Origin of the sequence: Mesorhizobium xinjiangense, from assembly GCF_009749525.1 — a bacterium.
In the GTDB taxonomy this organism is placed as follows: domain Bacteria; phylum Pseudomonadota; class Alphaproteobacteria; order Rhizobiales; family Rhizobiaceae; genus Mangrovimarina; species Mangrovimarina xinjiangensis.
This window is the reverse complement of the sequence record NZ_WOAC01000023.1, coordinates 1-25,466: the sequence shown is the minus strand read 5'-3', so window position 1 is coordinate 25,466 and position 25,466 is coordinate 1. Positions and strand designations below refer to the sequence as shown.

At 62.6% G+C, this 25,466-nt stretch carries 20 protein-coding genes and 1 tRNA gene; 11 read left to right on the top strand and 10 right to left on the bottom strand.

What is annotated here, in order from left to right; genetic code table 11:
• Positions 1 to 21: 21 nt before the first annotated feature.
• Positions 22 to 3,522: a transcription-repair coupling factor gene (gene mfd / locus GM909_RS20835; protein ID WP_157019148.1), complete on the bottom strand. Its 3,501-nt coding sequence runs from the start codon at positions 3,520 to 3,522 to the stop codon at positions 22 to 24.
• Positions 3,523 to 3,565: 43 nt separating this feature from the next.
• Complete coding sequence (locus GM909_RS20830) at positions 3,566 to 3,847, bottom strand: FAD assembly factor SdhE (RefSeq protein ID WP_157019147.1); 282 nt, start codon at positions 3,845 to 3,847, stop codon at positions 3,566 to 3,568.
• Positions 3,848 to 3,936: 89 nt separating this feature from the next.
• On the opposite strand from GM909_RS20830, the gene recG reads away from it, so the two are divergent.
• Entirely contained in the window at positions 3,937 to 6,045 is a 2,109-nt protein-coding gene (gene recG / locus GM909_RS20825; RefSeq protein WP_157019146.1) for an ATP-dependent DNA helicase RecG, read from the top strand.
• A gap of 4 nt (positions 6,046 to 6,049) precedes the next feature.
• On the opposite strand, the gene GM909_RS20820 is transcribed toward recG, so the two are convergent.
• The 5 genes from GM909_RS20820 to GM909_RS20800 form a co-directional block, all read right to left on the bottom strand.
• Entirely contained in the window at positions 6,050 to 6,751 is a 702-nt protein-coding gene (locus GM909_RS20820; RefSeq protein WP_157019145.1) for a DUF502 domain-containing protein, read from the bottom strand.
• A 129-nt stretch (positions 6,752 to 6,880) separates the two neighbouring features.
• The gene (gene glmS, locus GM909_RS20815; RefSeq protein ID WP_157019144.1) at positions 6,881 to 8,704 is read right to left on the bottom strand and encodes a glutamine--fructose-6-phosphate transaminase (isomerizing); all 1,824 of its coding nucleotides are present in this window, start codon (positions 8,702 to 8,704) and stop codon (positions 6,881 to 6,883) included.
• A gap of 128 nt (positions 8,705 to 8,832) precedes the next feature.
• On the bottom strand, positions 8,833 to 10,206 hold the full coding sequence (gene glmU / locus GM909_RS20810; protein ID WP_157019143.1) for a bifunctional UDP-N-acetylglucosamine diphosphorylase/glucosamine-1-phosphate N-acetyltransferase GlmU: 1,374 nt from the start codon (positions 10,204 to 10,206) through the stop codon (positions 8,833 to 8,835).
• 77 nt (positions 10,207 to 10,283) lie between these two features.
• Positions 10,284 to 11,063, bottom strand: a complete 780-nt coding sequence (locus GM909_RS20805; RefSeq protein WP_235912002.1) for a cytochrome c biogenesis CcdA family protein — start codon at positions 11,061 to 11,063, stop codon at positions 10,284 to 10,286.
• A gap of 151 nt (positions 11,064 to 11,214) precedes the next feature.
• Positions 11,215 to 12,312 carry an NmrA family NAD(P)-binding protein gene (locus tag GM909_RS20800; RefSeq protein ID WP_157019142.1) on the bottom strand — a complete coding sequence of 366 codons (1,098 nt, stop codon included), beginning with the start codon at positions 12,310 to 12,312 and terminating at the stop codon, positions 11,215 to 11,217.
• A gap of 328 nt (positions 12,313 to 12,640) precedes the next feature.
• On the opposite strand from GM909_RS20800, the gene GM909_RS20795 reads away from it, so the two are divergent.
• From GM909_RS20795 to GM909_RS20760, 8 genes are all read left to right on the top strand, one after another.
• Positions 12,641 to 13,159, top strand: a complete 519-nt coding sequence (locus GM909_RS20795; protein WP_157019141.1) for a winged helix-turn-helix transcriptional regulator — start codon at positions 12,641 to 12,643, stop codon at positions 13,157 to 13,159.
• A 437-nt stretch (positions 13,160 to 13,596) separates the two neighbouring features.
• Positions 13,597 to 13,672, top strand: a tRNA-Lys gene (locus tag GM909_RS20790).
• 795 nt (positions 13,673 to 14,467) lie between these two features.
• Entirely contained in the window at positions 14,468 to 14,704 is a 237-nt protein-coding gene (locus GM909_RS20785) for a hypothetical protein (RefSeq protein ID WP_157019140.1), read from the top strand.
• A gap of 356 nt (positions 14,705 to 15,060) precedes the next feature.
• Entirely contained in the window at positions 15,061 to 15,198 is a 138-nt protein-coding gene (locus GM909_RS20780) for a hypothetical protein (protein ID WP_157019139.1), read from the top strand.
• A gap of 196 nt (positions 15,199 to 15,394) precedes the next feature.
• On the top strand, positions 15,395 to 16,735 hold the full coding sequence (locus tag GM909_RS20775; protein WP_157019138.1) for a molybdopterin-dependent oxidoreductase: 1,341 nt from the start codon (positions 15,395 to 15,397) through the stop codon (positions 16,733 to 16,735).
• A 37-nt stretch (positions 16,736 to 16,772) separates the two neighbouring features.
• On the top strand, positions 16,773 to 17,171 hold the full coding sequence (locus GM909_RS20770) for a hypothetical protein (protein WP_198174332.1): 399 nt from the start codon (positions 16,773 to 16,775) through the stop codon (positions 17,169 to 17,171).
• Between the two features lie 174 nt (positions 17,172 to 17,345).
• Positions 17,346 to 17,591, top strand: coding sequence for a hypothetical protein (locus GM909_RS20765; protein ID WP_157019136.1), 246 nt, complete (start codon positions 17,346 to 17,348; stop codon positions 17,589 to 17,591).
• 681 nt (positions 17,592 to 18,272) lie between these two features.
• Positions 18,273 to 20,168: an acyltransferase family protein gene (locus GM909_RS20760; protein ID WP_157019135.1), complete on the top strand. Its 1,896-nt coding sequence runs from the start codon at positions 18,273 to 18,275 to the stop codon at positions 20,166 to 20,168.
• 266 nt (positions 20,169 to 20,434) lie between these two features.
• Here GM909_RS20760 and GM909_RS20755 read toward each other — a convergent pair whose 3' ends face one another.
• Positions 20,435 to 20,734, bottom strand: coding sequence for a hypothetical protein (locus GM909_RS20755; protein WP_157019134.1), 300 nt, complete (start codon positions 20,732 to 20,734; stop codon positions 20,435 to 20,437).
• Positions 20,735 to 20,958: 224 nt separating this feature from the next.
• Here GM909_RS20755 and GM909_RS20750 point away from each other — a divergent pair, with 224 nt between their 5' ends.
• Positions 20,959 to 21,267 (top strand): transcriptional regulator, encoded by a 309-nt coding sequence (locus GM909_RS20750; protein WP_157019133.1) that lies wholly within the window; start codon positions 20,959 to 20,961, stop codon positions 21,265 to 21,267.
• Between the two features lie 78 nt (positions 21,268 to 21,345).
• On the opposite strand, the gene GM909_RS20745 is transcribed toward GM909_RS20750, so the two are convergent.
• Positions 21,346 to 23,331: a bifunctional 2',3'-cyclic-nucleotide 2'-phosphodiesterase/3'-nucleotidase gene (locus GM909_RS20745; RefSeq protein WP_157019132.1), complete on the bottom strand. Its 1,986-nt coding sequence runs from the start codon at positions 23,329 to 23,331 to the stop codon at positions 21,346 to 21,348.
• A 139-nt stretch (positions 23,332 to 23,470) separates the two neighbouring features.
• Positions 23,471 to 23,944: an Lrp/AsnC family transcriptional regulator gene (locus GM909_RS20740; protein WP_157019131.1), complete on the bottom strand. Its 474-nt coding sequence runs from the start codon at positions 23,942 to 23,944 to the stop codon at positions 23,471 to 23,473.
• A 147-nt stretch (positions 23,945 to 24,091) separates the two neighbouring features.
• Between GM909_RS20740 and ald the strand changes: the two genes are divergently transcribed.
• Positions 24,092 to 25,210: an alanine dehydrogenase gene (ald, locus tag GM909_RS20735; RefSeq protein ID WP_157019130.1), complete on the top strand. Its 1,119-nt coding sequence runs from the start codon at positions 24,092 to 24,094 to the stop codon at positions 25,208 to 25,210.
• Positions 25,211 to 25,466 lie beyond the last annotated feature (256 nt).

The following is a 25,466-nucleotide window of genomic DNA, read 5'->3' as shown; positions in this document are numbered from 1 at the left end:
TGATCGGGAACGGACCGGCCGTCAGGCAGCCGCCTTCTCCGCCAGGCGGGCCAGTTGTGTCATGACCACGGCTGCGCCGGCGAGCCGCTTTTCCGGATTGGGCCAATCGCGCGTAAAGACGACGCTCTGGTCCGGCCTGATCTTGGCCAGCGCCCCCTGCTCGCCGATGAGGCGGATAAGACCGGCCGGATCGGCGAATTCCTTGTTGCGGAACTGCAGCACCACGCCCTTCGGTCCGGCGTCCAGCTTTTCCACATTGGCCTTGCGGCAGAGCGCCTTGATGTAGACGATCTTCAACAGGTGCTGGACCTCCAGCGGCAGCGCGCCAAAGCGGTCGATGAGCTCGGCGCCGAACGCGTCGATCTCCTCGGTGGTTTCCAGCTCCGCCAGCCGCCGGTAGAGCGCCAGGCGCAATTGCAGGTCTGGCACATAGTCCTCGGGGATCATCACGGCGGTGCCGACGGTGATCTGCGGCGACCATCCCGTGTCGAGCGCTTCGCCTGTGCCGCGCAGTTCGGCGACAGCCTCCTCGAGCATTTGCTGGTAAAGTTCGAAGCCGACTTCCTTGATATGGCCGGACTGCTCCTCGCCGAGCAGGTTTCCGGCGCCGCGGATGTCGAGATCGTGGCTGGCGAGCTGAAAGCCCGCGCCCAGACTATCGAGCGATTGCAGCACCTTGAGGCGCCGGTCGGCGGTTGCCGTCAAGGTTCGATTAGCCGGCAATGTAAACAGCGCATAGGCACGGACCTTCGATCGTCCGACGCGTCCGCGAAGCTGGTAGAGCTGGGCCAGTCCGAATATATCCGCACGGTGCACGATCATCGTGTTGGCGGTCGGAATATCGAGGCCGGATTCGACGATCGCGGTCGACAGCAGCACGTCGTACTGCCCGTCATAGAAGGCGTTCATAACGTCGTCGAGCTCGCCGGGCGGCATCTGCCCGTGCGCCGTGGCGACCTTCAGTTCGGGCACCTGTTCGCGCAGGAAGGCGGAGACATCGGCAAGGTCGGCAATACGCGGCACGACATAGAAGCTCTGTCCGCCGCGATAGCGCTCACGAAGCAGGGTCTCGCGGATGACGAGCGGATCGAAGGGCGAAATGAACGTGCGCACCGCCAGGCGGTCGACGGGCGGCGTGGTGATCATCGACAGTTCGCGCACACCGGTGAGAGCCAGTTGCAGCGTGCGAGGAATGGGTGTGGCCGACAAGGTCAGGACGTGTACGTCGCTCTTCAGATCCTTCAGCCGCTCCTTGTGCTTGACGCCGAAATGCTGCTCCTCATCGATGATGAGCAGGCCCAGATTCTTGAACTTGATCGACGCGCCGAGAAGCGCATGCGTGCCCACCACGATGTCGACAACACCGTCGGCGATGCCCTTCTTGGTCTCGGCCAGTTCCTTCGATCCGACAAGCCGCGACGCCTGGCGCACGCGCACCGGCAGGCCGGCGAAGCGTTGCGAAAAGGTCTTGAAATGCTGGCGCGCGAGAAGCGTCGTCGGCACGACCACGGCCACTTGAAACCCTTCCATCGCCGCCAGGAATGTCGCGCGCAGCGCCACTTCGGTCTTGCCGAAACCGACATCGCCGCAGATCAGCCGGTCCATCGGGCGGCCGGCGCGCAGATCGTCCATAACCGCGTCGATGGCGTTCTGCTGGTCTTCGGTCTCCTCATAGGGAAACCGAGCGGCGAATTCGCCATAAAGCCCATCGGCCGGCATGATGGCCGGCGCACCCTGCATCTGGCGCTCGGCGGCGATGCGGATGAGGTCGCCCGCCATGTCGAGCAGGCGCTTCTTCAGCTTGGCCTTGCGCGCCTGCCACGCCCCGCCACCGAGACGGTCGAGCGGCGTGTCGGCGGCATCGGAGCCGTAGCGCGACAGAAGATCGATGTTTTCGACCGGCAGGAAGAGCCGACCGTCCGCGGCATAGTGGATTTCCAGGCAATCATGCGGGGCGCCCGCCGCCTCGATGGTGCGCAGCCCGACAAAGCGGCCGATGCCATGATCGGTGTGCACGACAATGTCGTCCGCAGCCAGGGCTGAGACTTCGGATATGAAGTTGGCTGCCTTCTTGCGCCGGGTGCGCCTGACCAGGCGGTCGCCGAGAATGTCCTGCTCGGCCACCACAGCGAATTCGCGGCCTTCGAATCCGCTTTCCAGCGGCAGCACCGCCAATCCGACCTGCCCGCGATCGAGACGCTGCAAGTCGTCGAAGACCTCGACGCGGGTGAGATTGCCGAGCCCATGTTCATCGAGGATCTGCGCCAGACGGTCGAGCGACCCTTCGGTCCAGCCGGCAACCACGACGCGCCGGCCGGCAGAGCGCGTCTCGGCAACGTGGTCGACGACATGGTCGAACACGTTGGCGTTGGGGTCGGCGCGCTCGGCGGCAAAGTTGCGACCGGCCCTGGAATCGGCCGAAATCACCGTGCGACCGCCCGTTTCCGGCATGTCGAAAGGAGAGAGGTCGACCAGCATCCTGTCGCCTGCGGTGGCAACGACGTCTTCGGGCGAGAGATAGAGCAGCGTCGGCGGGGCCGGCTTGTAGGGCGTGGCATCGCCATGGCCCTGGCCGTCGGCCTGCCTGCGGCGCGCGTCGTAGTGGTCGAGGATCTGATCGTGCCGCTCGACCAGCGCTTCGCGGGCGAGATTGTCCAGCACGACCGGCGCGTCCGGGACGTAATCGTAGACGGTTTCGAGGCGCTCGTAGAAAAACGGCAGCCAATGCTCCATGCCGGCAAAGCGGCGCGATTCCGAAATCGCGGCATAGAGCGCATCCTCGCGCGTCGGCGCACCGAATGCCTCAATATAGCTGCGGCGGAACCGGCTGACAATTTCCGGCGTCAGCGCAACCTCGCTGGCCGGCTGCAGGATGAACTCGCTGCGCTGGCTGGTCGTGCGCTGCGTCGCCGGATCGAAGGCACGGATCGTCTCCAGCGTGTCGCCGAAGAAGTCGAGGCGAAGCGGCTCCGCCGCGCCAGGCGCGTAAAGGTCGAGAATGCCGCCGCGCACGGCGAATTCGGCGACGTCGCGCACGGTGGAAACACGCTCGAAACCGCTGCTCTCGAGCCGCCCGATCAAGGCGTCCATATCGACCTGGTTGCCGGGTTTCACTGCGAAGACCTGCTGGGCAAGCACTTCGGCCGGCGGCAAACGCTGCAGGATGGCGTTGACGGTGGTGAGAATGACGGCCCGGTGCGGCTTCTCCTTCAGCGCGATCATCCTGGCCAACGCGTCGAGCCGGCGGGCGGCGGCGTCCGCTCCTGGCGACACCCGGTCATAGGGCAGACAGTCCCAGGCGGGCAGTTCGAGGACGGGCAGTCCGGGCGCCACGAAGGCAAGGGCATCTGCGAGGCTCGGCAGGCGCTGGCCGTCGCGGGCGACGAAGATCAGCGGGCCGTCGCCGCATGCTTCCGTCGCGATGCGGGCCAGCACAAACGCCTCGTAGCCGTCGGCGACATTGGAAATCGTCACCGGTCCGATGCGGCCAGGCTTCAGGCCGAGAGGGGAAATCAGGCTCATGGCAATGCTTTGATCTGTGCTATGTCGGGGCGTCGATCAGGGTTCATTCCACCGAATGGCGAAATCCCCGGATCGAGCGGAACAACGTCGTGTCGTAGCGTTCGGGCACCTGGTGTTCGCCCGTCACCCATTTGAAGAGTTCGGCATCCGGCGCCTTGAGCAGGTCTTCATATTGTTCGAGTTCGGCCTCGGTCAAGGCCGCCAGACGCGCATCGGCGAACGATCCCAAAATGAGATCGCATTCACGCATGCCGCGGTGCCAGGAGCGAAACAGCGCCTTGCGCTTGCGTGTTTCGAGGTCGTCGGTTTCGTGAGTGCCGTTCATGTCGAAGAAATCCTCTGCCGCGTCGATATATAGTGGATCATGTCGGGTGTCAGCCTTGCGCGCCGGACTTGCCTGCATAATCTTGCCGCATGCGCCCTTCCCTTCTCGATCCGCTGTTTGCACCGGTTACCGCGCTGGACGGCGTTGGCACGAAACTGGCCGGCCTCCTGGCGCGCATCGTTCCGGCCGATCTCGGCGAACGTGAGCCGCGCGTCGGCGACCTGCTTTTCGTTCTGCCGCACTCGATCATCGACCGGCGCAACCGGCCCGGCGTGGCGCGCGCGGCCGAAGGGGCGATCGTCACACTCGAACTGCATGTCGACCGTCATCAGCCGTCACCACGCGGCCGAGCCAACGTGCCTTACCGGGTCTTCGCCCATGACGAAAGCGGCGAGATCGCCTTGACATTCTTCCACGCCAAGCAGGCATGGCTGGAAAAACTGCTGCCCGTTGGTTCGCAAGTCCTCGTCAGCGGGCGCATGGAATGGTTCAACGGCCGGCCCTCCATGGTCCATCCCGATCATGTCGTGCCGGCGGCCGAGGCGGCCTCGCTGCCGCTCGTCGAACCCGTCTACCCGCTGACGGCAGGTCTTTCGCCGCGCATCCTGCGGCGCATCCTGCAACAGGCGCTCGACCGTTTGCCAGACATGCCCGAATGGCTCGACGGCGAATTGAAGCGACGGCACAGCTTTCCGGGCTTCGACCAGGCCCTGATGCGATTGCACAACCCATCGGACGCCCTCGACGTCTCGCCCGACAACGCCGCCCGCCGCCGCCTGACCTATGACGAGTTTCTGGCCGGGCAGCTCTCCCTGGCGATGATGCGCGCGCGCATCCGCAAGCTCTCCGGCCGCCCGCTCACCGGTGACGGACGTCTGGTCGATCGCATTCGCGCAGCGCTCCCCTATGCACTGACCGGCTCCCAGGAACAGGCGCTGGCCGAAATCGAGGCCGATCTGGCCAGACCCGAACGCATGCTGCGCCTGCTGCAGGGCGATGTGGGCGCCGGCAAGACGGTGGTTGCGCTCCTTGCCATGGCGCGCGCCGCCGAAGCGGACACGCAGGCCGTCCTTATGGCGCCGACGGAAATCCTCGCGCGCCAGCATTTTGCCACCATCGCCCCCCTGGCGGCCCAAGCGGGCCTCAAATGCGCTGTGCTGACGGGCCGTGAAAAAGGGCGGGAGCGCACCGAGACGCTCGCCGGACTGGCCGACGGATCGATCAACTTCGTCGTCGGAACCCATGCGCTTTTCCAGGAAAGCGTGAATTACCGCAATCTCGGCCTGGCCATCGTCGACGAGCAGCATCGCTTCGGTGTCCACCAGCGGCTGGCGATGACGGCCAAGGGCGAGGCTCCCGACATGCTGGTCATGACCGCCACGCCCATCCCGCGCACGCTGGTGCTGACCGCCTTTGGCGACATGGACGTCTCGCGTCTGACCGAAAAGCCGGCCGGGCGCCGCCCGATCCAGACCGTCACCCTTCCCCTCGAGCGGCTCGACGATCTCATCGAACGGCTTCGCTCCGCCATTTCCGAGGGCCAGAAGGTCTATTGGATCTGCCCCCTGGTCGAAGAATCCGAGGAAATGAAACTGATGTCGGTCGAAGACCGCTTCGCGTCCCTGAAAAAGATCTTCGGTTCGCAGGTCGGTCTGGTGCATGGCCGGATGAAGGGGGCCGAAAAGGACGCGGCGATGCAGGCGTTCAAGAACGGCGACACGCGCATCCTCGTCGCAACGACCGTCATCGAGGTCGGGGTCGACGTCCCCGACGCCACGATCATCGTCATCGAGCATGCGGAACGCTTCGGCCTGGCGCAGCTCCACCAGTTGCGCGGCCGGGTGGGCCGCGGCGACAAGGCCTCGACCTGCCTGTTGCTCTACAAGGGTCCGCTCGGCGAGACGGCCAAACGGCGCCTGTCGGTCATGCGCGAAACCGAGGACGGCTTCGTCATCTCGGAGGAAGACCTGAAGCTGCGCGGCGAAGGCGAACTCCTCGGAACACGGCAGTCCGGCACGCCGGGCTTCCTGGTGGCGCGAATCGAGGCGCATGCCGATCTTCTGGAGACGGCGCGCAACGATGCCCGGCTCGTGCTGGAACGCGATCCGGAGCTGCGCGGCGAGCGCGGACAGGCGTTGCGGCTGCTTCTTTATCTGTTCGGCCGCGACGAAGCGGTGCGGCTGTTGCGGGCGGGTTGAACGGTCAGGCCGCGTCGCGCGGCGTTGTCGCGCCGGCCTGAACCGCCAGGTCGTGGGTGATCTTCTGGTATTCCGGCGTCACGAGCCCCGCCGATATGATCAGCTTGGCCGCCTCCTCGACCGTCATCGACAATTCGATGACTTCCGATTTCGGCACGTAAAGCAGGAAACCCGTCGTCGGATTGGGCGTAGACGGCAGGAAGACAGCGACGGTCCTTCCGGATTGATCCTCCAGCTTGATATTGACTTCGGATTCCCTCTCGCTGGAGATGAAGATGATCGCCCACAACCCTCGACGTGGGTATTCGATCAGACCGACCTTCTTGAAGACGTCCGACTTGTGCGACAGCACGGTCTCGAAAATCTGCTTGAGACCGCGGTATATGCTGCGCACGAGCGGCATGCGATCGAGAAAATACTCGCCATAGGAAAAGATCGTCCGGCCGATGAAGTTCGCCGTCAGGAAGCCGATCAGCGTGATCAGGATCAACGCGACGATCAGCCCGAAGCCAGGCACGGCAAAGGGCAGATAATTGTCCGGATTATAGCGTCCCGGGATGTAGGGTTTGACCCAGGAATCAACCCAGCCGATGAAGGACCACGTCAGATAGGCGGTGATCGCAAGCGGCGCGCAGACGACGAACCCGGTGAGGAAATAGTTTCTGATGCGCGTCATACCGCGATGCGATTTGGAGTGATCGGACATGGCTCCGTTCTGCCGTGTGAGCAGAGGCTTCACGATACATAATGCACTGCATTCTAAATTTGAAAGGCAAAAGCGCCAAATTCGTCTGCCGCGAATCGACGCCGCGGCAGACGGACGCGGATCGCGCGCCTATTCCACGGTCACCGATTTGGCCAGATTGCGCGGCTGGTCGACATCGGTCCCCATGAATACGGCGGTGTGATAGGCCAGCATCTGGACCGGCAGCGCGTAGACGATCGGCGCGACGAATTCAGGCACATCCGGCATCACGATGGTCTCGAGCGTCGATACGTTCGCCTTTTCGGCCCCTGTCGCGTCAGTGATCAGGATGATCTTGCCGCCACGCGCGGCCACTTCCTGCATGTTGGAGACGCTCTTGTCGAAGATGCGGTCATGCGGCGCAATGACGATGACCGGCATCTCTTCGTCGATGAGCGCGATCGGACCGTGCTTGAGCTCCCCTGCCGCATAGCCTTCGGCATGGATATAGGAGATCTCCTTCAGCTTGAGTGCCCCTTCGAGGGCCAGCGGATAGCTGGTGTCGCGGCCGAGATAGAGAACGTGTTTGTAATGAGACAATTCCCGCGCCAGCTCCCGGAACCGCTCCTCCAGCCGCAGCACCTGACTGGCCAGCCGTGGCGCCTCGGACAGGGCGCGTATGAGCTTGCGCTCGGTCTCATTGTCGATGGTGCCGCGTTCACGCGCGGCGCGCAGGGCGAGCGAAGCAAGCACGGAAAGCTGGCAGGTGAAGGCCTTGGTCGAGGCAACGCCGATCTCGGGTCCGGCGAGGGTCGGAAAGACGATATCGGATTCGCGCGCGATGGTCGAACCCTGGACATTGACGATCGAGGCGATCGGAACGCCCTCGCCGCGGCAATAGCGCAACGAGGCCAGCGAATCGGCGGTTTCACCGGACTGCGAGATGAAGACCGCCGCGCTGTTCTTTGACAGCGGCATTTCGCGATAGCGGAACTCCGAAGCGATATCGATGTCGACCGGCAGCCGCGCAAACCGCTCGAACCAGTATTTGCTGACAAGCCCGGAGAGATAGGCCGTGCCGCAGGCCGAGATGGTGAGCCGGTCGAGCGTGGCGAAGTCGAATGGCAGCTCCGGCTGCCTGATCGCGCCGTTGGCGAAGTCCAGATAATTGGCCAGCGTATGGGAAATCACCTCGGGCTGTTCGTGGATCTCCTTTTCCATGAAATGGCGGTGATTGCCCTTGTCGACGAGGAAACTCGTCGCCACCGAGGTCTGCCTGGGCCGCTCGACCGGAGACCCGTTCATGTCGCAGATCTTGACGCTGTCGCGCCGCACGACCGCCCAGTCGCCGTCTTCGAGATAAGTCACCTGATTGGTGAACGGCGACAGCGCGATCGCATCCGATCCGAGATAGGTCTCGCCCTCGCCATGTCCGATAGCCAACGGCGGACCGTTGCGCGCGCCGATCAACAGGTCCTCGTCGCCACGGAACATGAGCGCGATGGCGAAGGCGCCTTCCAGCCGCTTGAGCGCGGCGAAGGCAGCCTCCTGCGGGCTCGATCCGCCCGAAATTCCTTCGGAAACGAGATGGGCCACGACTTCGGTGTCGGTCTGGGTGCTGAACACATGGCCCTTGGCCGCCAGCTCGGATCGCAGTTCGGCGAAATTTTCGATGATGCCGTTATGCACGATTGCCACGTCGCCGGCGAAATGGGGATGGGCATTCGTCTCGTTGGGAACGCCGTGCGTCGCCCAGCGGGTGTGTCCGATGCCGATCGTCCCCGAAAGCGGCTCCGCTTCCAGCCGCGCCTCCAGGTTGACCAGTTTGCCTTCGGCGCGCCGGCGCGCCAGCCGGCCGTTCTCGATCGTCGCCACGCCGGCCGAATCATAGCCGCGATATTCCAGCCGCTTCAGCGCGTCGACGATCAATGGTGCGACGGGCCGCCCGCCGATGATTGCAACAATCCCACACATATATTGCCATTCCCCGCATTGTGCTGGCGCCGATGTAGGTCCGAATAGCACGACAAAGAAGTAAAAACTCTTTTCAGCGCATGACAATCTATCCGGGCGGCGGGTCGGACCACCCCTTCGGTTGAGCCTTATGCCTTGGATTTCTCCGCCCGACGGCGGTCCTTTTCGGCCTGATAGCGCGCCCGCAAGTCGCGCGCCCTGCCCTCCTTCGTCGTCTGCCGCGCCCGGCCGAAGGCGAGCGCATCGTCAGGCACGTCATCCGTGACGACGCTTCCCGAGGCCACATAGGCCGAATTGCCGACGCTCACCGGCGCCACGAGGGAGGTGTTCGAGCCGATGAAGGCGCCGGCGCCGATCTCGGTGCGATATTTATTGTAGCCGTCATAATTGCAGGTGATCGTACCGGCCCCGATATTGGCCTTCGCGCCCACCGTCGCGTCGCCGATATAGGACAGATGATTGACCTTGGCGCCGGGCCCGACATGAGCCGCCTTGATCTCGCAGAAATTGCCGACCTTGGAACCCTCGGCGAGATCGGCACCGGGGCGCAGGCGGGCAAACGGCCCGATCTCCGCCCCTTCACCGAGCCGGGCCTGGGTGAGATGCGAAAAGGCGTGAATGATCGCCCCGCCCGCAACGCTCACGCCCGGCCCGAAAAAGACGTTTGGTTCGATCAGCGTGTCGGCGCCGATCTTGGTGTCGTGGGAGAGATAGACGGTCGCCGGATCGATCATCGTAACGCCCGACAAGAGCAGGTCCTGGCGCCGCCGTGCCTGCCAGAGCGCTTCGGCCTCGGCCAGTTCCGCCATCGTGTTGACGCCCAGAACATTGTCGAAGGCGACTTCCGCCGCACCGACATGGAGACCGCGCGCGCGGGCGATCTCGACGATGTCGGTCAGATAATATTCGCCCTTGGCGTTGCCGTTGCCGACAGCCTCTATCAGGTCCAGCGCCAGGCGGCCGTCGATCGCCATCAAGCCGCCGTTGCAGAAATTGATGGCGCGTTCCTCGTCCGTGCAGTCGCGCTCCTCGCGGATCGCCTCGAGCTCGCCATCCTTCTCGATCAGGCGGCCGTAGCCATTGGGCCGGTCGGTGCGAAAGCCCATCACGGCGACCGCCGCGCCCTCGGCCAGCAGGGCGCGCGCCCGGCCGAGCGCAGCCGGCTCGACGAGCGGCGTGTCGCCGAACATGATCAGGATATCGTCATAGCCGGCCGCGATGGCCTCGCGGGCGGCCAGAACGGCATGTGCCGTGCCGAGGCGTTTGTCCTGCACGGATACGGCGGCATCCGGACTGGCGGTGCGCACCTCATCGGCTACGGCCTCTGCGCCATGTCCGACCACGGCCGCCACCGCCGTGCTGCCGGCCTCCAGCGCCGCCTTGACGACATGGCCGACCATCGGCAACCCCGCCACCTTGTGCAGTACTTTCGGCAGCGCGCTTTTCATGCGTGTGCCCTCGCCCGCAGCCAGGATGATCGATAGGCAGGTCCGTTCGCTCATAGTCGTGTCCGAATGCTTCAATTTCACGGGAATCGCACAATCTGTATCATTGCCGCGCCCGCCTCGCCAATCGTGCTTCAGCCGAGCTGGCCGAGTACCGGAAACGTCTCCAGCAGCCAATAGGACATGGTCTGCACGCCGCCGGTCATAAACAGGACGCCGGCGACCACCAGCAGCCCGCCCATTACCTTCTCGACCCGCCCGAGATGGGTGCGAAAACGTGTCAGGAAGCGCATGAAGGCGCCGGAAAAGATCGCCGCGACAATGAAGGGTATGCCGAGGCCGAGCGAATAGGCCAGCAGCATGAACGCCCCCTCGCCGACCGTTTCCCGGCCACCGGCCAGCGTGAGGATGGGACCGAGGACCGGGCCGATGCACGGCGTCCAGCCGAAGGCGAAGGCCAGCCCCATGACATAGGCGGCCAGAGCTCCGGCCGGACGCTGGCCCGTCTGGAAACGCGCCTCGCGCGACAGGAACGGAATGCGCAGGACGCCGAGAAAATTCAGCCCCATGACGATGATGACAAGGCCGGCAATGATGGCCAGCGGCTCCTGCCACACGCGCAACAGCCCGCCGATCGTCGACGCGCCGGCCCCGAGCGCCACGAAGACGGTCGAAAACCCGAGCACGAAGGCAACCGAAGCGGCAACAAGCGCCAGGCGCGTGTGCGCCCGGGTCGCGCCCCCGGCGTCCTGGCGGAAATCCTCGACCGAGACGCCGGCCATGTAGCACAGATAGGGCGGCACCAGCGGCAGCACGCAGGGCGACAGGAAGGACAGCGCCCCGGCCCCGACCGCACTGAAATAGCCGATATCCATTGCAACCGCCATTGCCACGCTGCCTCGTTGTTGCTTCATGCGGCCCGTCGACCGGCCCGCATGCCCCTATAAACCCGCGCCGCAACGCGCGCCAATCACCGTTTGGTGGGCATATTGCCTCAAGTCTTGTCGGATCGCCGGGCAACTGGAGCTGAATTGCGCCGATTTTCCAGTTGACCGGCGTGGACCGCTATAGTCGGCCTTTCCGCCCATCTTCCGACACTTTTAGCACAGGAGGCGCTGAGTACAGGTTCTCGGGTTGGAGCCTTTCCCAAAGCCCCCCTTTGCCAAGCTCCCGCCCAAGCTGATCTTCGCGCCTAAGCCATTCTTCGACACTCTTGATGCGGTTAGGATGAATCTCGTCCAGAAGCGCGTAGTCCCGCTGGACCACCCCGTACTTCCAGATGTTCCAGAAGCCCGTGAAGTTATCCTGAACGCTCATGGTGCTCTTGTCGGACGGATCGGCGTTGTAACCGGCCGGCATCCGAGCCGCTCTGCTAAGCGGGCCGCCACTCCAGTAGTCCTCCAAATCGGTATCGATGTACTTCGCCGGATGCCCCGTTACGTTTTCGAACGCCGTGGCGAGTTCCCGATATCCGACATGCTCGATAGCGACCTCCAGATTCATGCCGTTGGCCCGCTCCGCATTGTCGAAGAGCCAGCGAGCATAATAGCCACAATCATCGAGAGCGACGTGCGGTACGGCTCCGTCGCCGAGCGGAACCCGCCAGGTCACGACACCGTCTTCCACAGACGGAGTCATGGGCGTCATTGCCGAGATCGCCATCTCCATGTACGGGCCCGTGGTGAACACCGCCGCGCCCATTCGGTCCCTATTCGCCTGATTCTGCCACAGGATCCATTCGGCTATCCGGCCCTTGCCGTCATAATGACCGGTACGAAACCTGGAATCATAACCGGCCTTCTTGAGCGCGAAGTCAAGATTTCCATACACGAAGAATTTTACGCCTTCTTCAATGGCGATCTCGTAGCTACGGATGGCCCAATACATCTCGGTCTTTTCGCCGGTGTTGAACCCATCGATATTTATGTATGCCCCGTCGCAACCTCGGAATCCTTCCCGCAGTGTAGATTCGTCGGCGAAGGTCCCCTCAAAAATTTCGACGTTGCCTAGCTCAAGCAGGGCCTTGGCCCGGCGGGAACCCGGGTCTCGGCTGAGAGCGCGGACAGCATATTTCTTGTCTGCTACCAGAGCGCCAATCACGGGCAAGCCCTGGGCACCGGTGCCGCCGACGACAAATATCTTGGAGATGGGGTGGGAGGGCATTGTTGTCTCCTTGCGATTGACTGGACAGTAAATTCAAGCGCTCACCGGCTGGCCCTGCCGAGAATCGGTCGCGCCCGTGGTGCACTCGCAGGCGTCGCCCTGACCGAATGCGATGTAACTCTTATAATAAGAGTTATATATTTGGGCAAGGGGTTCGTTGGCTCCGACAGGCGCTGCCTAAGCACAACCTGACTCGCCCCGCACGTGGCGTATGGCGTGTGCAAAGCCGGATTGAGTTTGTTGGATTGCCGATCTAAATTAACTCTGATTATGAGAGTTTATTGACTGGCTCTTGGACAAGATCTGGCACACAAAACGGGAATGGTTCATGCGCTCGAAGTCCTTCGACGGAATGGTGTGCTCGATCGCCGGAGTGATGGCCGCGGTCGGCGATCGCTGGGGGGTTCTGATCCTGCGCGACCTCTTTTGCGGCCTGAGCCGCTACGACGATTTTCGTCGTTCCACTGGTGTCACCAATGCGACGCTCAGCGACCGATTGAAGCACCTGGAAGCGAACGGCTTGATTGAACGGCGACGCTATCAGTTGAAACCAGAACGGTTCGAATACGTCTTGACTAAGAAAGGCAAGCAGATCGCTCCTGTGATGTTCGTGCTCGCCAAGGTCGGTGATTGCCTCGAAGTCTCCGGCACTTCAGCACCGCCAATGAAATTCGTGAATCGAAAGACCGGGGCTGAGGTTGGATGGGCTTTCATCGACGAGGTCACGGATGAAATGGTGGACCCGATAGATCTGGCCATAGAAGCGGGTCCTGGCGCTGACGATCTGGTTCGCTGGCGTGTGTCGCACGGCAAGGCAGGCCGCGGGACGACCGAGCGATGTAGATGACGGCAGAGGTTTTTGGTGTGGTGTCTGCCTCACCGCTCTCCAATTTCACCAAGTAATCGCCAGATGCCACCGAACGGCTGGCGCTGTCGGCGCCAACAGGAAGGGACCGAAAGCGCACGACTTGAGTCCGATCATCGCTGAAGGGTCGCCGCTTACCGACGGCTGGAGCCGATGCTGGCAGGCTGCATCTGCGCACACTTGCCATCCTCAATTTCCCGAATGTCACCGGGGCCGAAATCCCTAAGCGCGCCCAGGGTCTGCGTCATCGACGCCCACGCCCAACATGAATGACCCGCGGCACACTCAGGAAACAACGTGCCGGTTGCGTTTTCAAGGAACAACACGGGATCTGAATTGCGCCGATTTTCCAGTTGACCGCCGTAGTCTGCCTCCCTATGTTCCGCCGCACTTTCCGGGCCGCAGCGTGCGGCATTCGGGAGCGCGTAGCTCAGCTGGTAGAGCAACTGACTTTTAATCAGTAGGTCCAGGGTTCGAGCCCCTGCGCGCTCACCAGGAAAACCCCAAAAAAATAAAGCACTTAAGCGATATAATGTGCCGAGTTTCATAGGCCATCGGCTTCACAGGAGTTCCCGGCTTTTCGAACTTTTAGCGTGGATCGCCACGGTCTTGATGGCTCGTCAAGGGCCCGGCGCAGCGCATCGACCTTCACGCATGTTTCAGCCGGCATGCGGGTAGACAGGCAATGCAGTCACAGGGACCAGCCGAAAGGCCTGTCGTGCCCTCGGCCAGATATGGCAGTGCTGCAATCCGGCCACTGGCGCGGGACGTCGGCCTGCTATAAAAGGCATGCGATTTCGTGCGGATGATCCGATGATACCGCTCCTGTTGCGCCGTGCTTGCGTCCTGCTCCTGGTAGTCCTCTGCCTGGGTCTTCCCGGGCGGCATAGTCCGCCGGAAATCTTCGCACCGGGCGAGCCGCGCCTCGCAAGCCTCAACCACCATTCCGTCTCGACCATCGTCCGAGAAGTCGCCCCGCATGCCGAGGCGATGGCACGACATCAGTTGCCAAAGGCAGGAACGAGCCCCGGCGACCCGTCGCTTCCGGCGCAACCCATCCTCCGGCTGAATGATGCGGTTCGGCCGGCTCGTGCCGCCGTCCTTCCCGCAAGCCGTTTCTCCACCACCAACGCGTCGCACCGCGCCCGCGCACCGCCGCTGACAGCCTGACGATCCCGGCACCGATCGGGCTTTGTCAACAGGGCGACGAAATACCCGTGCGCCTTTCCGGTCAGTCATCGACATGGCTGACGCTCTCGTCACGTCCGCGTGTACGGGCAGGAAATTCCCATGAAACGTGTTATCAACTTCTGGAGCCTGTTGAGCTTCATCTCCGTCTCGGTCTTCGTGGCGATCGAGATAATCGTAATCGCGGCGGCAATGGTTTGGTCCGTCTCGGGCCTTCTTCACTTTGGAACTTATGCCACGACCTCTCTCGGCATTCTGATCGCAATTCCTGCGCTGTTCGCCATCATCAAGGTTACCATTCTGGCGTTCCAGGCTGAAACGAACCCGGAAAACAATTAAAGGAGCGAACAAAGGTCGCAACCAAAACGCTCGACTGCGTAAGCTGGAATTTCGTTTCACCATCGGCAAGCGGGTGTTGGTTTTCGTCGAACCATGGAAGTGGCGTTCCCGAAGTGGCCCGGACGTCGGTTTTGTCGCCCACGTCCGGGCCTCCATCGACCCATATCCCAGGTCCTCATCGTCGAGCACTGGCCGGGCTCGCCGACCCTGTTCGATCGCGCGGTGATTTTGCGCTATCATCGCGCCCACAACACAAGCGGCTACACCACGTTTCGACCGGGTGGGCTGCAAACCCGCACGGTTTTGTTGTGGCTCCCGCCTCGTCGTCACCAACTGGTGTAGCAAGGAAGGGTGCTATGAATATGAACAGATGGATTTCGATACTGGCGGTCGTGCTGGCGATCCTGATCATCGTCTTCTTCCTCGTTCCTTCGCAGAATGAGGCGCCGACGCAGTCGACGGCAACGACCGAAGAATCCAATGCGGCCGACTGAGGGCTCCGGACGCCGGCGGACGGTCGGCCTATGGGAATAAGAGTGGCGCCGCCTGGAAAGCGCCACGCAGGACCATGCCACTGGTCAGCCGTTCATGCATAAAATTCGACAGAGCTAATTTACTTCTGCACGGCTGCACCGGCTGGTAGAGTCGCGGACGACGAGAGGCCACCAACACCCAAGCAGGGAGGCGAGCATGGCTACTCATCAAACGAGGCCCGAGGAGCGGCTTGATCATGCCGGCATCCGGAAGGCCTATGAGGACGATCCCGACACAGCCGACCAGAGGCTCTTCGGGCGCGTGCCCTGCCCCGACAGGCGCGGATTTTTGAAGGGTGCGGGTCTTGCAGCAATGGGCACGGCCCTCGGCGCGGCAATCCCGTTTCATCGCAACCTGCCCGCCGGCGTCGTCCCCGTGGCGCTGGCACAGGATACCGGCGCAAAGCATATGGGCGAGAAGGACGGACTGACGCTGCTCAATGAACGACCGCTCAACGCCGAAACACCGGCCCATCTGCTCGACGACGACGTCACCCCCTATTCGCGGCTCTTCATCCGCTCCAACGGCCTGATCCCGCAAAGCGCGCTCGACATGGACGCGCAAGGCTGGACGTTGACGGTCGACGGTGAGGTGGAAAACCCGCTTGAACTCAGCCTCGACGATCTGAAGAGCGAGTTCGAGACGGTCACGCTGGCACTGGTGCTGGAATGCGGCGGCAATGGCCGCGCCTTCTTCGATCCCGGTGCGTCGGGCAACCAGTGGACCGTGGGTGCCGTCGGCTGCCCCGAATGGACTGGCGTGCGTCTCAGCGACGTATTGGCCAAGGTCGGTCTCAAATCCGGCGCCGTCTATACGGGCCACTATGGCAACGATGTCGACATTTCCGGCGACATGGACAAGGTCGTCATCTCGCGCGGCGTGCCGATCGAAAAGGCGCAGGAGCCGGAATGCCTGATCGCCTGGGCGATGAACGGCGAAGACCTGCCGGCGTTGCACGGCTTTCCGCTGCGGCTGGTCATTCCCGGTTATCCGGGATCAGCCTCGCAGAAATTCCTGACCCGCATCTGGGTGCGCGACAAGGTCCATGACGGGCGGAAGATGGGCGGCTACTCCTATCGCCTGCCGGCCTACCCGGTGGCACCGGGCACGGAAGTGCCCGAACAGGACATGGAAATCCTGACCACCATGCCGGTCAAATCGCTCATCACCGCGCCGCAGACCGGTGTCGAGGTTCCTGTCGGGCAACCGACCCGGATACGCGGCCATGCCTGGGCCGGCAATGGCGATGTGCAGGCCATGCATGTCTCGCTCGACTTCGGCCAGACATGGCAGCAAGCGGAACTCGACGCACCGCCGAACAGGTATGCCTGGCAACGCTGGCGCGCGGACGTCACGCCTCGTGAAGCGGGCTATTATGAGGTCTGGTCGCGCGCGACCGACGGCAATGGCGTCATGCAACCACCGGTGACGCCGGGCTGGAACCCGCGCGGCTACGGCAACAACATGATCCACCGGGTCGCGATCTTTGCCGTTTGAGGCCCGCATGTCACCGGCCCGACCGCGCCAGCGCGGGGTGATTCTGCTGGTGCCGTTGCTGATCGTTGCCGGGGTTTGTGCCGCTCTCGCGCAGGAGAGGCCGGCCGGCGCCGACCAGGGCTACGACCCCATGCGCCGCATCCTGCCGCACTCTCCTTCCGCCCAAAAAGAATCACCGCCCGGCAATCCGAGGCTGGGCGGATTACCGGATGCGCCGGGTGCCGAAGAGACCTTTTATCTGTGCTCGGCCTGTCACTCGATCGCGATGGTGAGACAGCAGCATCTGAGCGACGAGCGCTGGGACGATATCTGGGCCTGGATGGTGGAAGAACAGGGCATGCCGGAGCAGGATGAGGAGACCCGCAATACCATCCTCGGCTATCTCAAGACCTATTTCTCCGGCGGCGGATCCGGAGCCGTTCCGCCGGAACCGTGATTACAGATATTCGCCTTTGCGCCCATCAAGCGTTGCAGCGAGGCCGCACTCAGCCACGACCGGCGTGTTCTGCGGCCTCGCGGGCGAAACGCCCTTTGCATCTTGGCAATAGCAAATATAAGTCATCTTACGGGCCGTCGACACGCGGCGGGCAGGCGCAAGGGAAACAGACACATGCAGGACGACCTCGAAAAATATGCCGTCGCCGTGATCATCGTCTTCGGCGCCCTGATCATTGGCGGGCTGATGGCCGCAACGATCGCCTCCGGCAATCGCGACGGCTTCCTGTTGGCGCTCGGATCTGCCACGCTTGCGTGGATCGCCGGTCACGCGATGATGCTGGACATGCCGCGCTTCTATGTCGTTCTGATCGGCCTGGCCGCATTGATGGCGATGGGCTCCACGGTCACCCTGCTTTAGGCCGTGTGGACAGTTATGGGTTGGAGCGTGGTATGAGCGAAAATCGTTCAGTTCCAGGAGCGGACCCGCAGGAAGGGTCGACCCCTTTCAAGGGGCCGCGACGCCGAAATGGGCGATTTTCGCCATACCCTTTCGGGGCGCAGCGCGCCACGCCCAAGCCATAACTGTCCACACGGCCTAAGCCCCGTAATCCGCCCCGCCTTTCTTGCGCTGCAGTCAATTTCATTGACCGACTGTCTCGGTAGTTGACCGCGCTGGGACAAATTGCGGCAAGGCCGGGCGTTGATTTCACAGCAAGAATTGCCGACTGGCCGGCCAATGGGCACTTGCTGGGCCGCGCCATGCGGCCAGGCGGCCGCTTCACCTTATACGTAGGCCTGCCCAAGGCTGGACGAGGTCTTGTTGCAGTGCAAGATTTGTCGCTAGAACATGTCCTGCTCAAGCGAAACCGTTTGAGCGAAAGGTACATGTTCCAGCCTATTGATCTGGCCCGCAACTCCTTGCTTCAAACGTTTCCGTTTGAAGCAAATGCGCGCTAGAAGGTCACGGGCCTGGGATGTCGCACAATCGAATTATCCTCGAGGGCCCTCCTATATGCAGCATACCGCCCTGCCCGACATGACGGCCAACCTGCCGGCCAATCCACCGCCTTTCGCACACTGCCGGCAGGTCTGAAGCGGCATGAAGTATCGCCCCGACATCGACGGCTTGAGAGCCGTCGCCATTTTGCCCGTCCTGCTTTTTCATTCCGGTGTCGCCGGTTTTTCCGGCGGCTTCGTCGGCGTCGACGTCTTTTTCGTCATCTCCGGCTATGTGATCGCGCTGAGCCTGCTCGACGACCTGGAAAACGACCGTTTCTCCATCTGGCGCTTCTATGCCAAGCGCATCAGGCGCATCTTTCCCGCGCTCTTCGTGACGGTCGCCGTCACCTTTGTCGTTGCGTGGCTCCTGCTCCTTCCCTCCTTCTTCATCGACTTTTCCAAAAGCCTCGTCGCCGCGTCCCTGTTCGTCTCCAACATCTATTTCTGGAAGGCTTCGGGCTATTTTGCCGCCGATGCGATCTTCCGGCCGCTGCTTCATACCTGGTCGCTCTCGGTCGAGGAGCAATATTACCTGTTCATGCCGGTCGCGGCCTTCATCATCTACAAATATCTCGCAAGGCGCTGGCTTCTCACCCTGCTGCCGGCCATCCTGGCCAGCCTGGCACTGAGCGTCTACGCCACGTCGACCGCGCCGACGGCCAATTTCTTCCTCTTGCCGACCCGCGCCTGGGAACTGCTTGTGGGTGCGGCGCTGGCGCTCGGCACGATCCCAATCGTTCGCACGCGCTGGTTGGCCGAAAGCCTCGGCGTGCTCGGCCTCGGGCTTATCGCCTATGCCGTATTCGCCTTCGACGAGACGACGGCCTTTCCCGGGGCCAATGCGCTCTACCCCTGCATCGGCAGCGCATTGCTGATCCATGTCGGAAAATCGCCGGCCCGATCGGCGGCCACAAGCCTGTTGTCGATGCGGCCGCTGGTGGCGGTCGGCCTCATCTCCTACTCGCTCTATCTGGTGCATTGGCCGATCGTCTCCTTCCTGCGCTATCAGTCGCTCCAGGCGCCCACGCCGCTTCAGGCGGCAGCCGTCGTCGTCGCCAGCTTCGTTCTCGCCTGGCTGTCCTGGCGCTTCGTCGAACGGCCTTTCCGCAAACCCAGCCCGGCGATCACGCAACCGCGCCTGCTGGCCGGCGGGGTGGCGGCGATCGCCGTCTTCGCCGTCGTCGGCACTTTCGGCGTGGCCGGGGACGGCTTTCCCGGCCGGATCAGGAATTTTGCGCAGGTCGAGATCGCCGGCCACGAGCACTGGAACCAGGGCACCTGCTTCCTGAGCAGCAATCCCGATGTGAAGCGATGGAAGGCCGAAGACTGCACGCTGACCCATGGAGACGGTCCGCCCGTGCTGCTGTGGGGGGATTCCTTTGCGGCGCAATATGTGCCGGGCATCGTCGCCAATCGGGAACGCCTTGCAGGACGCGTCGTCCAGTACACGGCGGCGGGCTGCCCGCCTGTCCTTTCCTATTATTCCCATGCCCGGCCGCGCTGCACCGACTTCAACCAGAACGCCATCGGGATCATCAAGGCGATGGACATCGAAACGGTGATCCTGAGCGCGCGCTGGACGGATCTGCAGTCGCGCGGACTGGACGAACTGGAGAGCACGCTTGCCGCGCTCGAGGGCGCCGGTGTGAAGGTCTACCTGATCGGCCAGTCGCCGCAATTTGCGACCAATGTGCAGGTGATCGCGCACGCCAAGGGCAGCCGCGACCCTGACGCGGTCGACAGCTGGTCCGTCTCCTTCGAGCCGGAAATCAACAAGGAACTGCGCCAGTTGGCCGGACAAGGCGCGGTCTTCATCGACCCGCTGCAAAAGCTGTGCGACGGCCACAAGTGCCCCTATCGCGATGCCGGGCAATATCTCTACGAAGACGCCGAGCACTTCTCCGTCGACGGCAGCCGCAAGGCGGTCGAGGCCTATTTCCCGCTGCTGAGACAAAAGGAGCCACCCGCTCCTGCTCACACGATCGCGGACATTTGACAGCATACGACGCGCGTAACCGGCAACACTGCCAAGTGTCGCGCCAAGTCACTGCCGATCCGCCAATAGTATGAGCATTCAGCCATTGGAATGAGCCATGACGCGTTCCAAAGACCGGACTGTGCGGTGTGATCGCGCAATGGAGCAGTGCTGCGAAATCGGCTACAATGACAATTGGAAACATTCCGCCGGGACATCCCCCGCCTTTGGTCCCCAAGCGGGATGCCTATGCCCCGCCTTGGCGCAAGCCGGGCGGGGTCTTTTTGTCAGCAGGTCACGGCAATCGCGCAGCTCCCGACATCGCGCGTTCGCACATAATAGGGCCGCGGCGTGCGCCCGCTCGTGTCGCATGTCAGCGTGGCCGCCTGGCCGATCGGCGTTCCCACGCGCACGGGCAGCAGGAACCGCCCATTGGTAAAGACATGGATCTTGTGATGCCGCGCATAATAGTCGATGGCCTGGCGGCAGGTCATCTGATCGGCCGGAAGTTCGGCCGCTGCCGGGGACGCGGCGGCCAAACACAGTATCATCAACATCCAGCGCAGCTTCGACATGGCTTTGCTCATCGCGTTTCCGACAGTGGTTTTCGACAAAAGATTGCTCGTGACGGCGGCATGACACATCGAAACGGGCACGAATGCAAAGACCTACTGCCTTTTGAGCGCTGTGGGCGCGAAGAATGCATTCGCGGCTTCAGAAAAAGGGATGTGTTGTCGGAACGGAACGCCGGGCATAACCTTTCCATATGACAGGGTTGCCGGATGGTGATTCTGTCGCACATGAAAGGTCGATGAGGAACAGCCCGACCATGCAGCTTGCACCCGCACAATGTCGAGCCGGACGCGCGCTCATCGGATGGACGGTCGATGCCCTGGCAACCGAAACCGGGCTGCCGCGGGGCCGGCTGGCCGGCTTCGAGGACGGCAAGGTCGTCTTGCCGCGCGAGCATCTCGACCTGATGCGGCACACGTTCGAAATGGCCGGCATCGAATTCATCGGCGATGCGGCCGGCGAGGGCCTGGGCGTCAAGCTGCGCCGCCCGCCGATCGTCCAGAACGGCATCCGGCCGCAGGATCTCAACGCCGCCAACGACGATTGAGCGGCGGCGTGTCTCATGCTTGCGCCGGCATGACGGCGACGCGGGCCGAATGAAGCCCGCGCCGCTGCAATCCTTCCTTCACAGCGTGATGCGGTACTGCGCGAAACCGTCCGCGCCCTCGCCGGCCGGCTCGATCGCCACGCCCTTGACGTCGGCGATGAAGTCCTTCGCCTTCGGGCCGGTCTCGAAGAGCACCGTGGCGCCGTCCATCGGCGCAAACGACCAGTTGGCATCGGCAGACGGGTTGATGGTGCCCTGCTCGACGATGTAGCGCACGATCACGTCGCGATTTGTGTCGGGCGCCTGGAAGATGACCTTGGAGGGTTCGATGCCGGGAAAATTGCCGCCGCCGCCGCCGCGGTAGTTGTTCGTCGCGACAACGAATCTGGCTGCCGGATCAATCGGTTTCCCCTCGAACATCAAGTCGGCAATGCGGTTTGAATCGGGATTGATCGCATTGCCCTTGGAATCGTATTTCGGCGGCTGCGCGAGATCGATCCTGTAGGTCACGCCGTCGATGACGTCGAAATTGTAGGACGGGAAGTCGGGATTGATCAGCGGCTGATCGGCCTTGCCGGGCTCGACCTGGTTGAACATGCCGGCCGACATTTCCAGCCAGTCCTTGACCTCCGCCCCGGTGAAAAGCACCGCCTGCACCGTGTTCGGATAGAGATAGAGATCGGCGACATGCTTGATCGCAACGTCGCCGGCCGGGACGTCGGTGTAATAGTCGGGACCGCCGCGCCCGCCCGCCTTGAAGGGTGCGGCCGCCGACAGGACGGCCAGATCCCTGTACTCGGTCTCCTTCAGCATGTCGGCGATGTACCAGGTCTGCGCCTGCGAGACGATCTGCACCGACGGATCGTCGGCCACCAGCGCGAAATAGGAATGGAGCGGCGCTGAGGTCTTGCCTACGGCGGTGCGCACATATTTCAACGTCGCCTCGTGCAACTCGCGCACCGAATCCTCGACTTCAGCCTTGCTTTCGACCAGCGGCTCGGCCTTGCGGTCCACGCGCTCGAAGATCGGCCGCGCCTCGCTTGTCGTGGCCGTCACCTTCCACTGGTTGCCGTCGCGCTCGAGCATCAGGTCGATCAGGCCGAGATGCGAGCCCCAGAAGCCGCCCATGACGGCGGGCTTGCCGGCGATCGTGCCTGAAGCGTTGTCGACGCCCGCGACGCCGTCGAATTTCGGCCCGGGAAAGTCGAGATGGCTGTGGCCGGTGACGATCGCGTCGATCGCGTCGATCCCGTCGATGCCGGCAAGCGCGATCGATGCGTTCTCGGCATTTTCGACATAGCCGGCCTCGCCCATGCCGGAATGCGACAGCGCGATCACGATGTCTGCACCCTCCTCGCGCATCTGCGGCACCCATGCCTCGGCGGTCCTGACGATGTCGCGCGTCATCGCCTTGCCGGTCAGATGGCGCGAATCCCAGGTCATGATCTGCGGCGGCACGAAGCCGATCAGCCCGACCTTGATCGGATGTGCGTTGCCCGCGCCGTCCTCGATCGTCTTTTCCAGGATCACATAGGGCTTGATGAACAGATCGTCGTCGCGCGCATAGGCGGCAAGCTGGCCCTTGGTGAGATTGGCGCAGACGAAGGGAAAATTGGCCCCGTCCAGAACCTTGAACATGAAGTCGAGCCCGTAATTGAACTCGTGATTGCCGAGCGTGGAACATTCGTAGCCGAGCGTGTTCATGGCCGCGATGACGGGATGCATATCGCCATCCTTCATGCCGCGCTCATAGGCGATGTAATCGCCCATCGGATTGCCCTGCAGGAAGTCGCCATTGTCGATCAGCATCGAATTGCCGGCCTCGGCGCGGATTTGGTCGATGATCGTCGCCGTGCGGGCAAGGCCCATCGTGTCGTTCGGCTTGTCGGCATAGTAGTCATAGGGAAAGACGTGAACGTGCAGGTCGGTCGTCTCCATGAGGCGCAGATGCGCCTGGTTGGCCTCGGCCCGCGCGGCGAAGGGATGGAGCATGATCATGCCGCCGGTTGCGGCGGTGCCTGCCATGAAAGTCCGGCGCGAAATAGGGTGAAGTGTCAAAGACATGGAGCGCCTCCATAAAGCGTCAAATGATCGGATGACTGGACCGGACCAGAAGTGTTGCGCCGGTTACCTTTCGAGTCCAGCAGATTCGTCCTGCAGTTTCATGACGCGAATTTACCAACGATTTGCCGGCGCGCGGCGTTCAGGCATGGTCGGGCCGCACGCCGGTTCCCGTGCGGTCGATGATCTGACGCAGCGCGAAAGACGAGTTGATCTTCGTCACATGCGGCATTGCCGTCAGCCATTCCTTATGGATGCGCTCATAGTCCTCCAGATCACGCGCGGCGATCCGCAAAATGTAGTCGTACTCGCCCGACATGAGATGGCACGACAGGATGTTCGGACAGCGCTTCACCGCCGCCTCGAACTCACTGAGCGTCTTCTCGAACTGGCCCGACAGCGAGATGTGGACGATGACCGTCATCTTGTGGCCAAGCGCCCCGTTGGAAAGCTTGGCGTGATAGCCTTCGATGACGCCCGATCGCTCAAGCTGATCGAGCCGCCGCGAGCAGGCCGATTGCGACAATCCGACCTTTTCGGCAAGCGCCGCATTGGACATCCGCCCGTCCTTCTGCAGCGCGTCGAGAATCGCAAGATCAATCCTGTCTACAGACATTGGCGCAATTTCCTTCGAAATTCATTCTGATTTGCGCAACAAATTACGTTATTGTCACTGAAGACAATTCGACATTGCAAGCACGTTCGAAGCCATATCTGCTTTAATAGCCGACCAGAGGGAACGAAATCCAGTTGGAGGCTTGAAATGCGTGTCGGTTGCCCGAAGGAAATCAAGAATCACGAGTACCGCGTCGGGCTGACGCCGGGCGCGGCTCGCGAGTATGTCGCCCATGGCCACGAGGTACTGGTCGAGACAGGAGCCGGCGCGGGCATCGGCGCCGACGACAATGCCTATCGCGCCGCCGGTGCGGCCATCGCGGCCACGGCCGAAGAGGTCTTTGCCAAATCGGACATGATCGTGAAGGTCAAGGAGCCGCAGCCCGGCGAATGGACCCAGCTCAGAGACGGCCAGATCCTCTACACCTATCTTCACCTGGCGCCGGACCCGGAGCAGACCAAGGGCCTGCTCGCATCGGGCGTGACGGCGATCGCCTATGAAACGGTGACGGACGAGCGCGGCGGGCTGCCGCTGCTGGCGCCGATGTCCGAGGTCGCCGGGCGGCTTGCCATCCAGGCCGGCGCGACAGCGCTGCAAAAGGCCAATGGCGGCCGCGGCGTGCTTCTTGGCGGTGTGCCGGGCGTGCTGCCGGGCAAGGTCGTCGTCATCGGCGGTGGCGTGGTCGGCCTCAATGCCGCCAAGATGGCCATCGGTCTCGGCGCGGATGTGACCATCCTCGACCGTTCGATCCCGCGTCTGCGCCAGCTCGATGACATTTTCAATGGCCGCGTCCATACGCGCTACTCGACGGTGGAAGCGCTGGACGAGGAATGTTTCTCGTCGGACGTCATCGTCGGCGCGGTACTCATACCGGGTGCCGCGGCGCCCAAGCTGGTCACCCGCGAGATGCTGTCGGGCATGCGGCAAGGCGCGGTACTGGTCGACGTGGCGATCGACCAGGGCGGCTGCTTCGAGACGTCGCGGGCGACCACCCATGCCGATCCGACCTATGAAGTCGACGGCATCATTCACTATTGCGTCGCCAACATGCCGGGTGCCGTTCCGATCACCTCCGCCCAGGCGCTGAACAACGCCACGCTGCATTATGGCCTGCAGCTCGCCGACAAGGGCCTGAAGGCGCTTGCCGACGATCCGCATCTCCGAAACGGCCTCAACGTTCATAGGGGCCGCATCACCAATCAGGCCGTGGCAGAGTCGCTCGGCTATGAATTGACGGAACCGGCTGCCGTTCTCAAGGCCGCCTGAGCCTCCTAGTGGTTCGTTTCCAACATTTGCATCCCATTTGTATCGGCCCTGAGGGCAAATGTTGGAAACAAAAGAACCACTAGCAAGTCTATGATTCTAGTGGAAATTTTGAATTTGACATTCGATCTCGGGGTCGACATCGAGTGGGTATCGAATGTCAAATTCGTTCCACTAGGAGCGTGTCTGAGTAGTCACTGGTCAAGCGGGTGCGAGTCTGATTCCTTGCTGGGTTATGAGCAAGGACTTTCGCCTCTGG

Coding starts and splice junctions, on each gene's coding strand:
- mfd (WP_157019148.1), bottom strand. CDS start 3,522: ATGAGCCTGATTTCCCCTCTCGGCCTGAAGCCTGGCCGCATCGGACCG.
- GM909_RS20830 (WP_157019147.1), bottom strand. CDS start 3,847: ATGAACGGCACTCACGAAACCGACGACCTCGAAACACGCAAGCGCAAG.
- recG (WP_157019146.1), top strand. CDS start 3,937: ATGCGCCCTTCCCTTCTCGATCCGCTGTTTGCACCGGTTACCGCGCTG.
- GM909_RS20820 (WP_157019145.1), bottom strand. CDS start 6,751: ATGTCCGATCACTCCAAATCGCATCGCGGTATGACGCGCATCAGAAAC.
- glmS (WP_157019144.1), bottom strand. CDS start 8,704: ATGTGTGGGATTGTTGCAATCATCGGCGGGCGGCCCGTCGCACCATTG.
- glmU (WP_157019143.1), bottom strand. CDS start 10,206: ATGAGCGAACGGACCTGCCTATCGATCATCCTGGCTGCGGGCGAGGGC.
- GM909_RS20805 (WP_235912002.1), bottom strand. CDS start 11,063: ATGAAGCAACAACGAGGCAGCGTGGCAATGGCGGTTGCAATGGATATC.
- GM909_RS20800 (WP_157019142.1), bottom strand. CDS start 12,312: ATGCCCTCCCACCCCATCTCCAAGATATTTGTCGTCGGCGGCACCGGT.
- GM909_RS20795 (WP_157019141.1), top strand. CDS start 12,641: ATGCGCTCGAAGTCCTTCGACGGAATGGTGTGCTCGATCGCCGGAGTG.
- GM909_RS20785 (WP_157019140.1), top strand. CDS start 14,468: ATGAAACGTGTTATCAACTTCTGGAGCCTGTTGAGCTTCATCTCCGTC.
- GM909_RS20780 (WP_157019139.1), top strand. CDS start 15,061: ATGAATATGAACAGATGGATTTCGATACTGGCGGTCGTGCTGGCGATC.
- GM909_RS20775 (WP_157019138.1), top strand. CDS start 15,395: ATGGCTACTCATCAAACGAGGCCCGAGGAGCGGCTTGATCATGCCGGC.
- GM909_RS20765 (WP_157019136.1), top strand. CDS start 17,346: ATGCAGGACGACCTCGAAAAATATGCCGTCGCCGTGATCATCGTCTTC.
- GM909_RS20760 (WP_157019135.1), top strand. CDS start 18,273: ATGAAGTATCGCCCCGACATCGACGGCTTGAGAGCCGTCGCCATTTTG.
- GM909_RS20755 (WP_157019134.1), bottom strand. CDS start 20,734: ATGAGCAAAGCCATGTCGAAGCTGCGCTGGATGTTGATGATACTGTGT.
- GM909_RS20750 (WP_157019133.1), top strand. CDS start 20,959: ATGAGGAACAGCCCGACCATGCAGCTTGCACCCGCACAATGTCGAGCC.
- GM909_RS20745 (WP_157019132.1), bottom strand. CDS start 23,331: ATGTCTTTGACACTTCACCCTATTTCGCGCCGGACTTTCATGGCAGGC.
- GM909_RS20740 (WP_157019131.1), bottom strand. CDS start 23,944: ATGTCTGTAGACAGGATTGATCTTGCGATTCTCGACGCGCTGCAGAAG.
- ald (WP_157019130.1), top strand. CDS start 24,092: ATGCGTGTCGGTTGCCCGAAGGAAATCAAGAATCACGAGTACCGCGTC.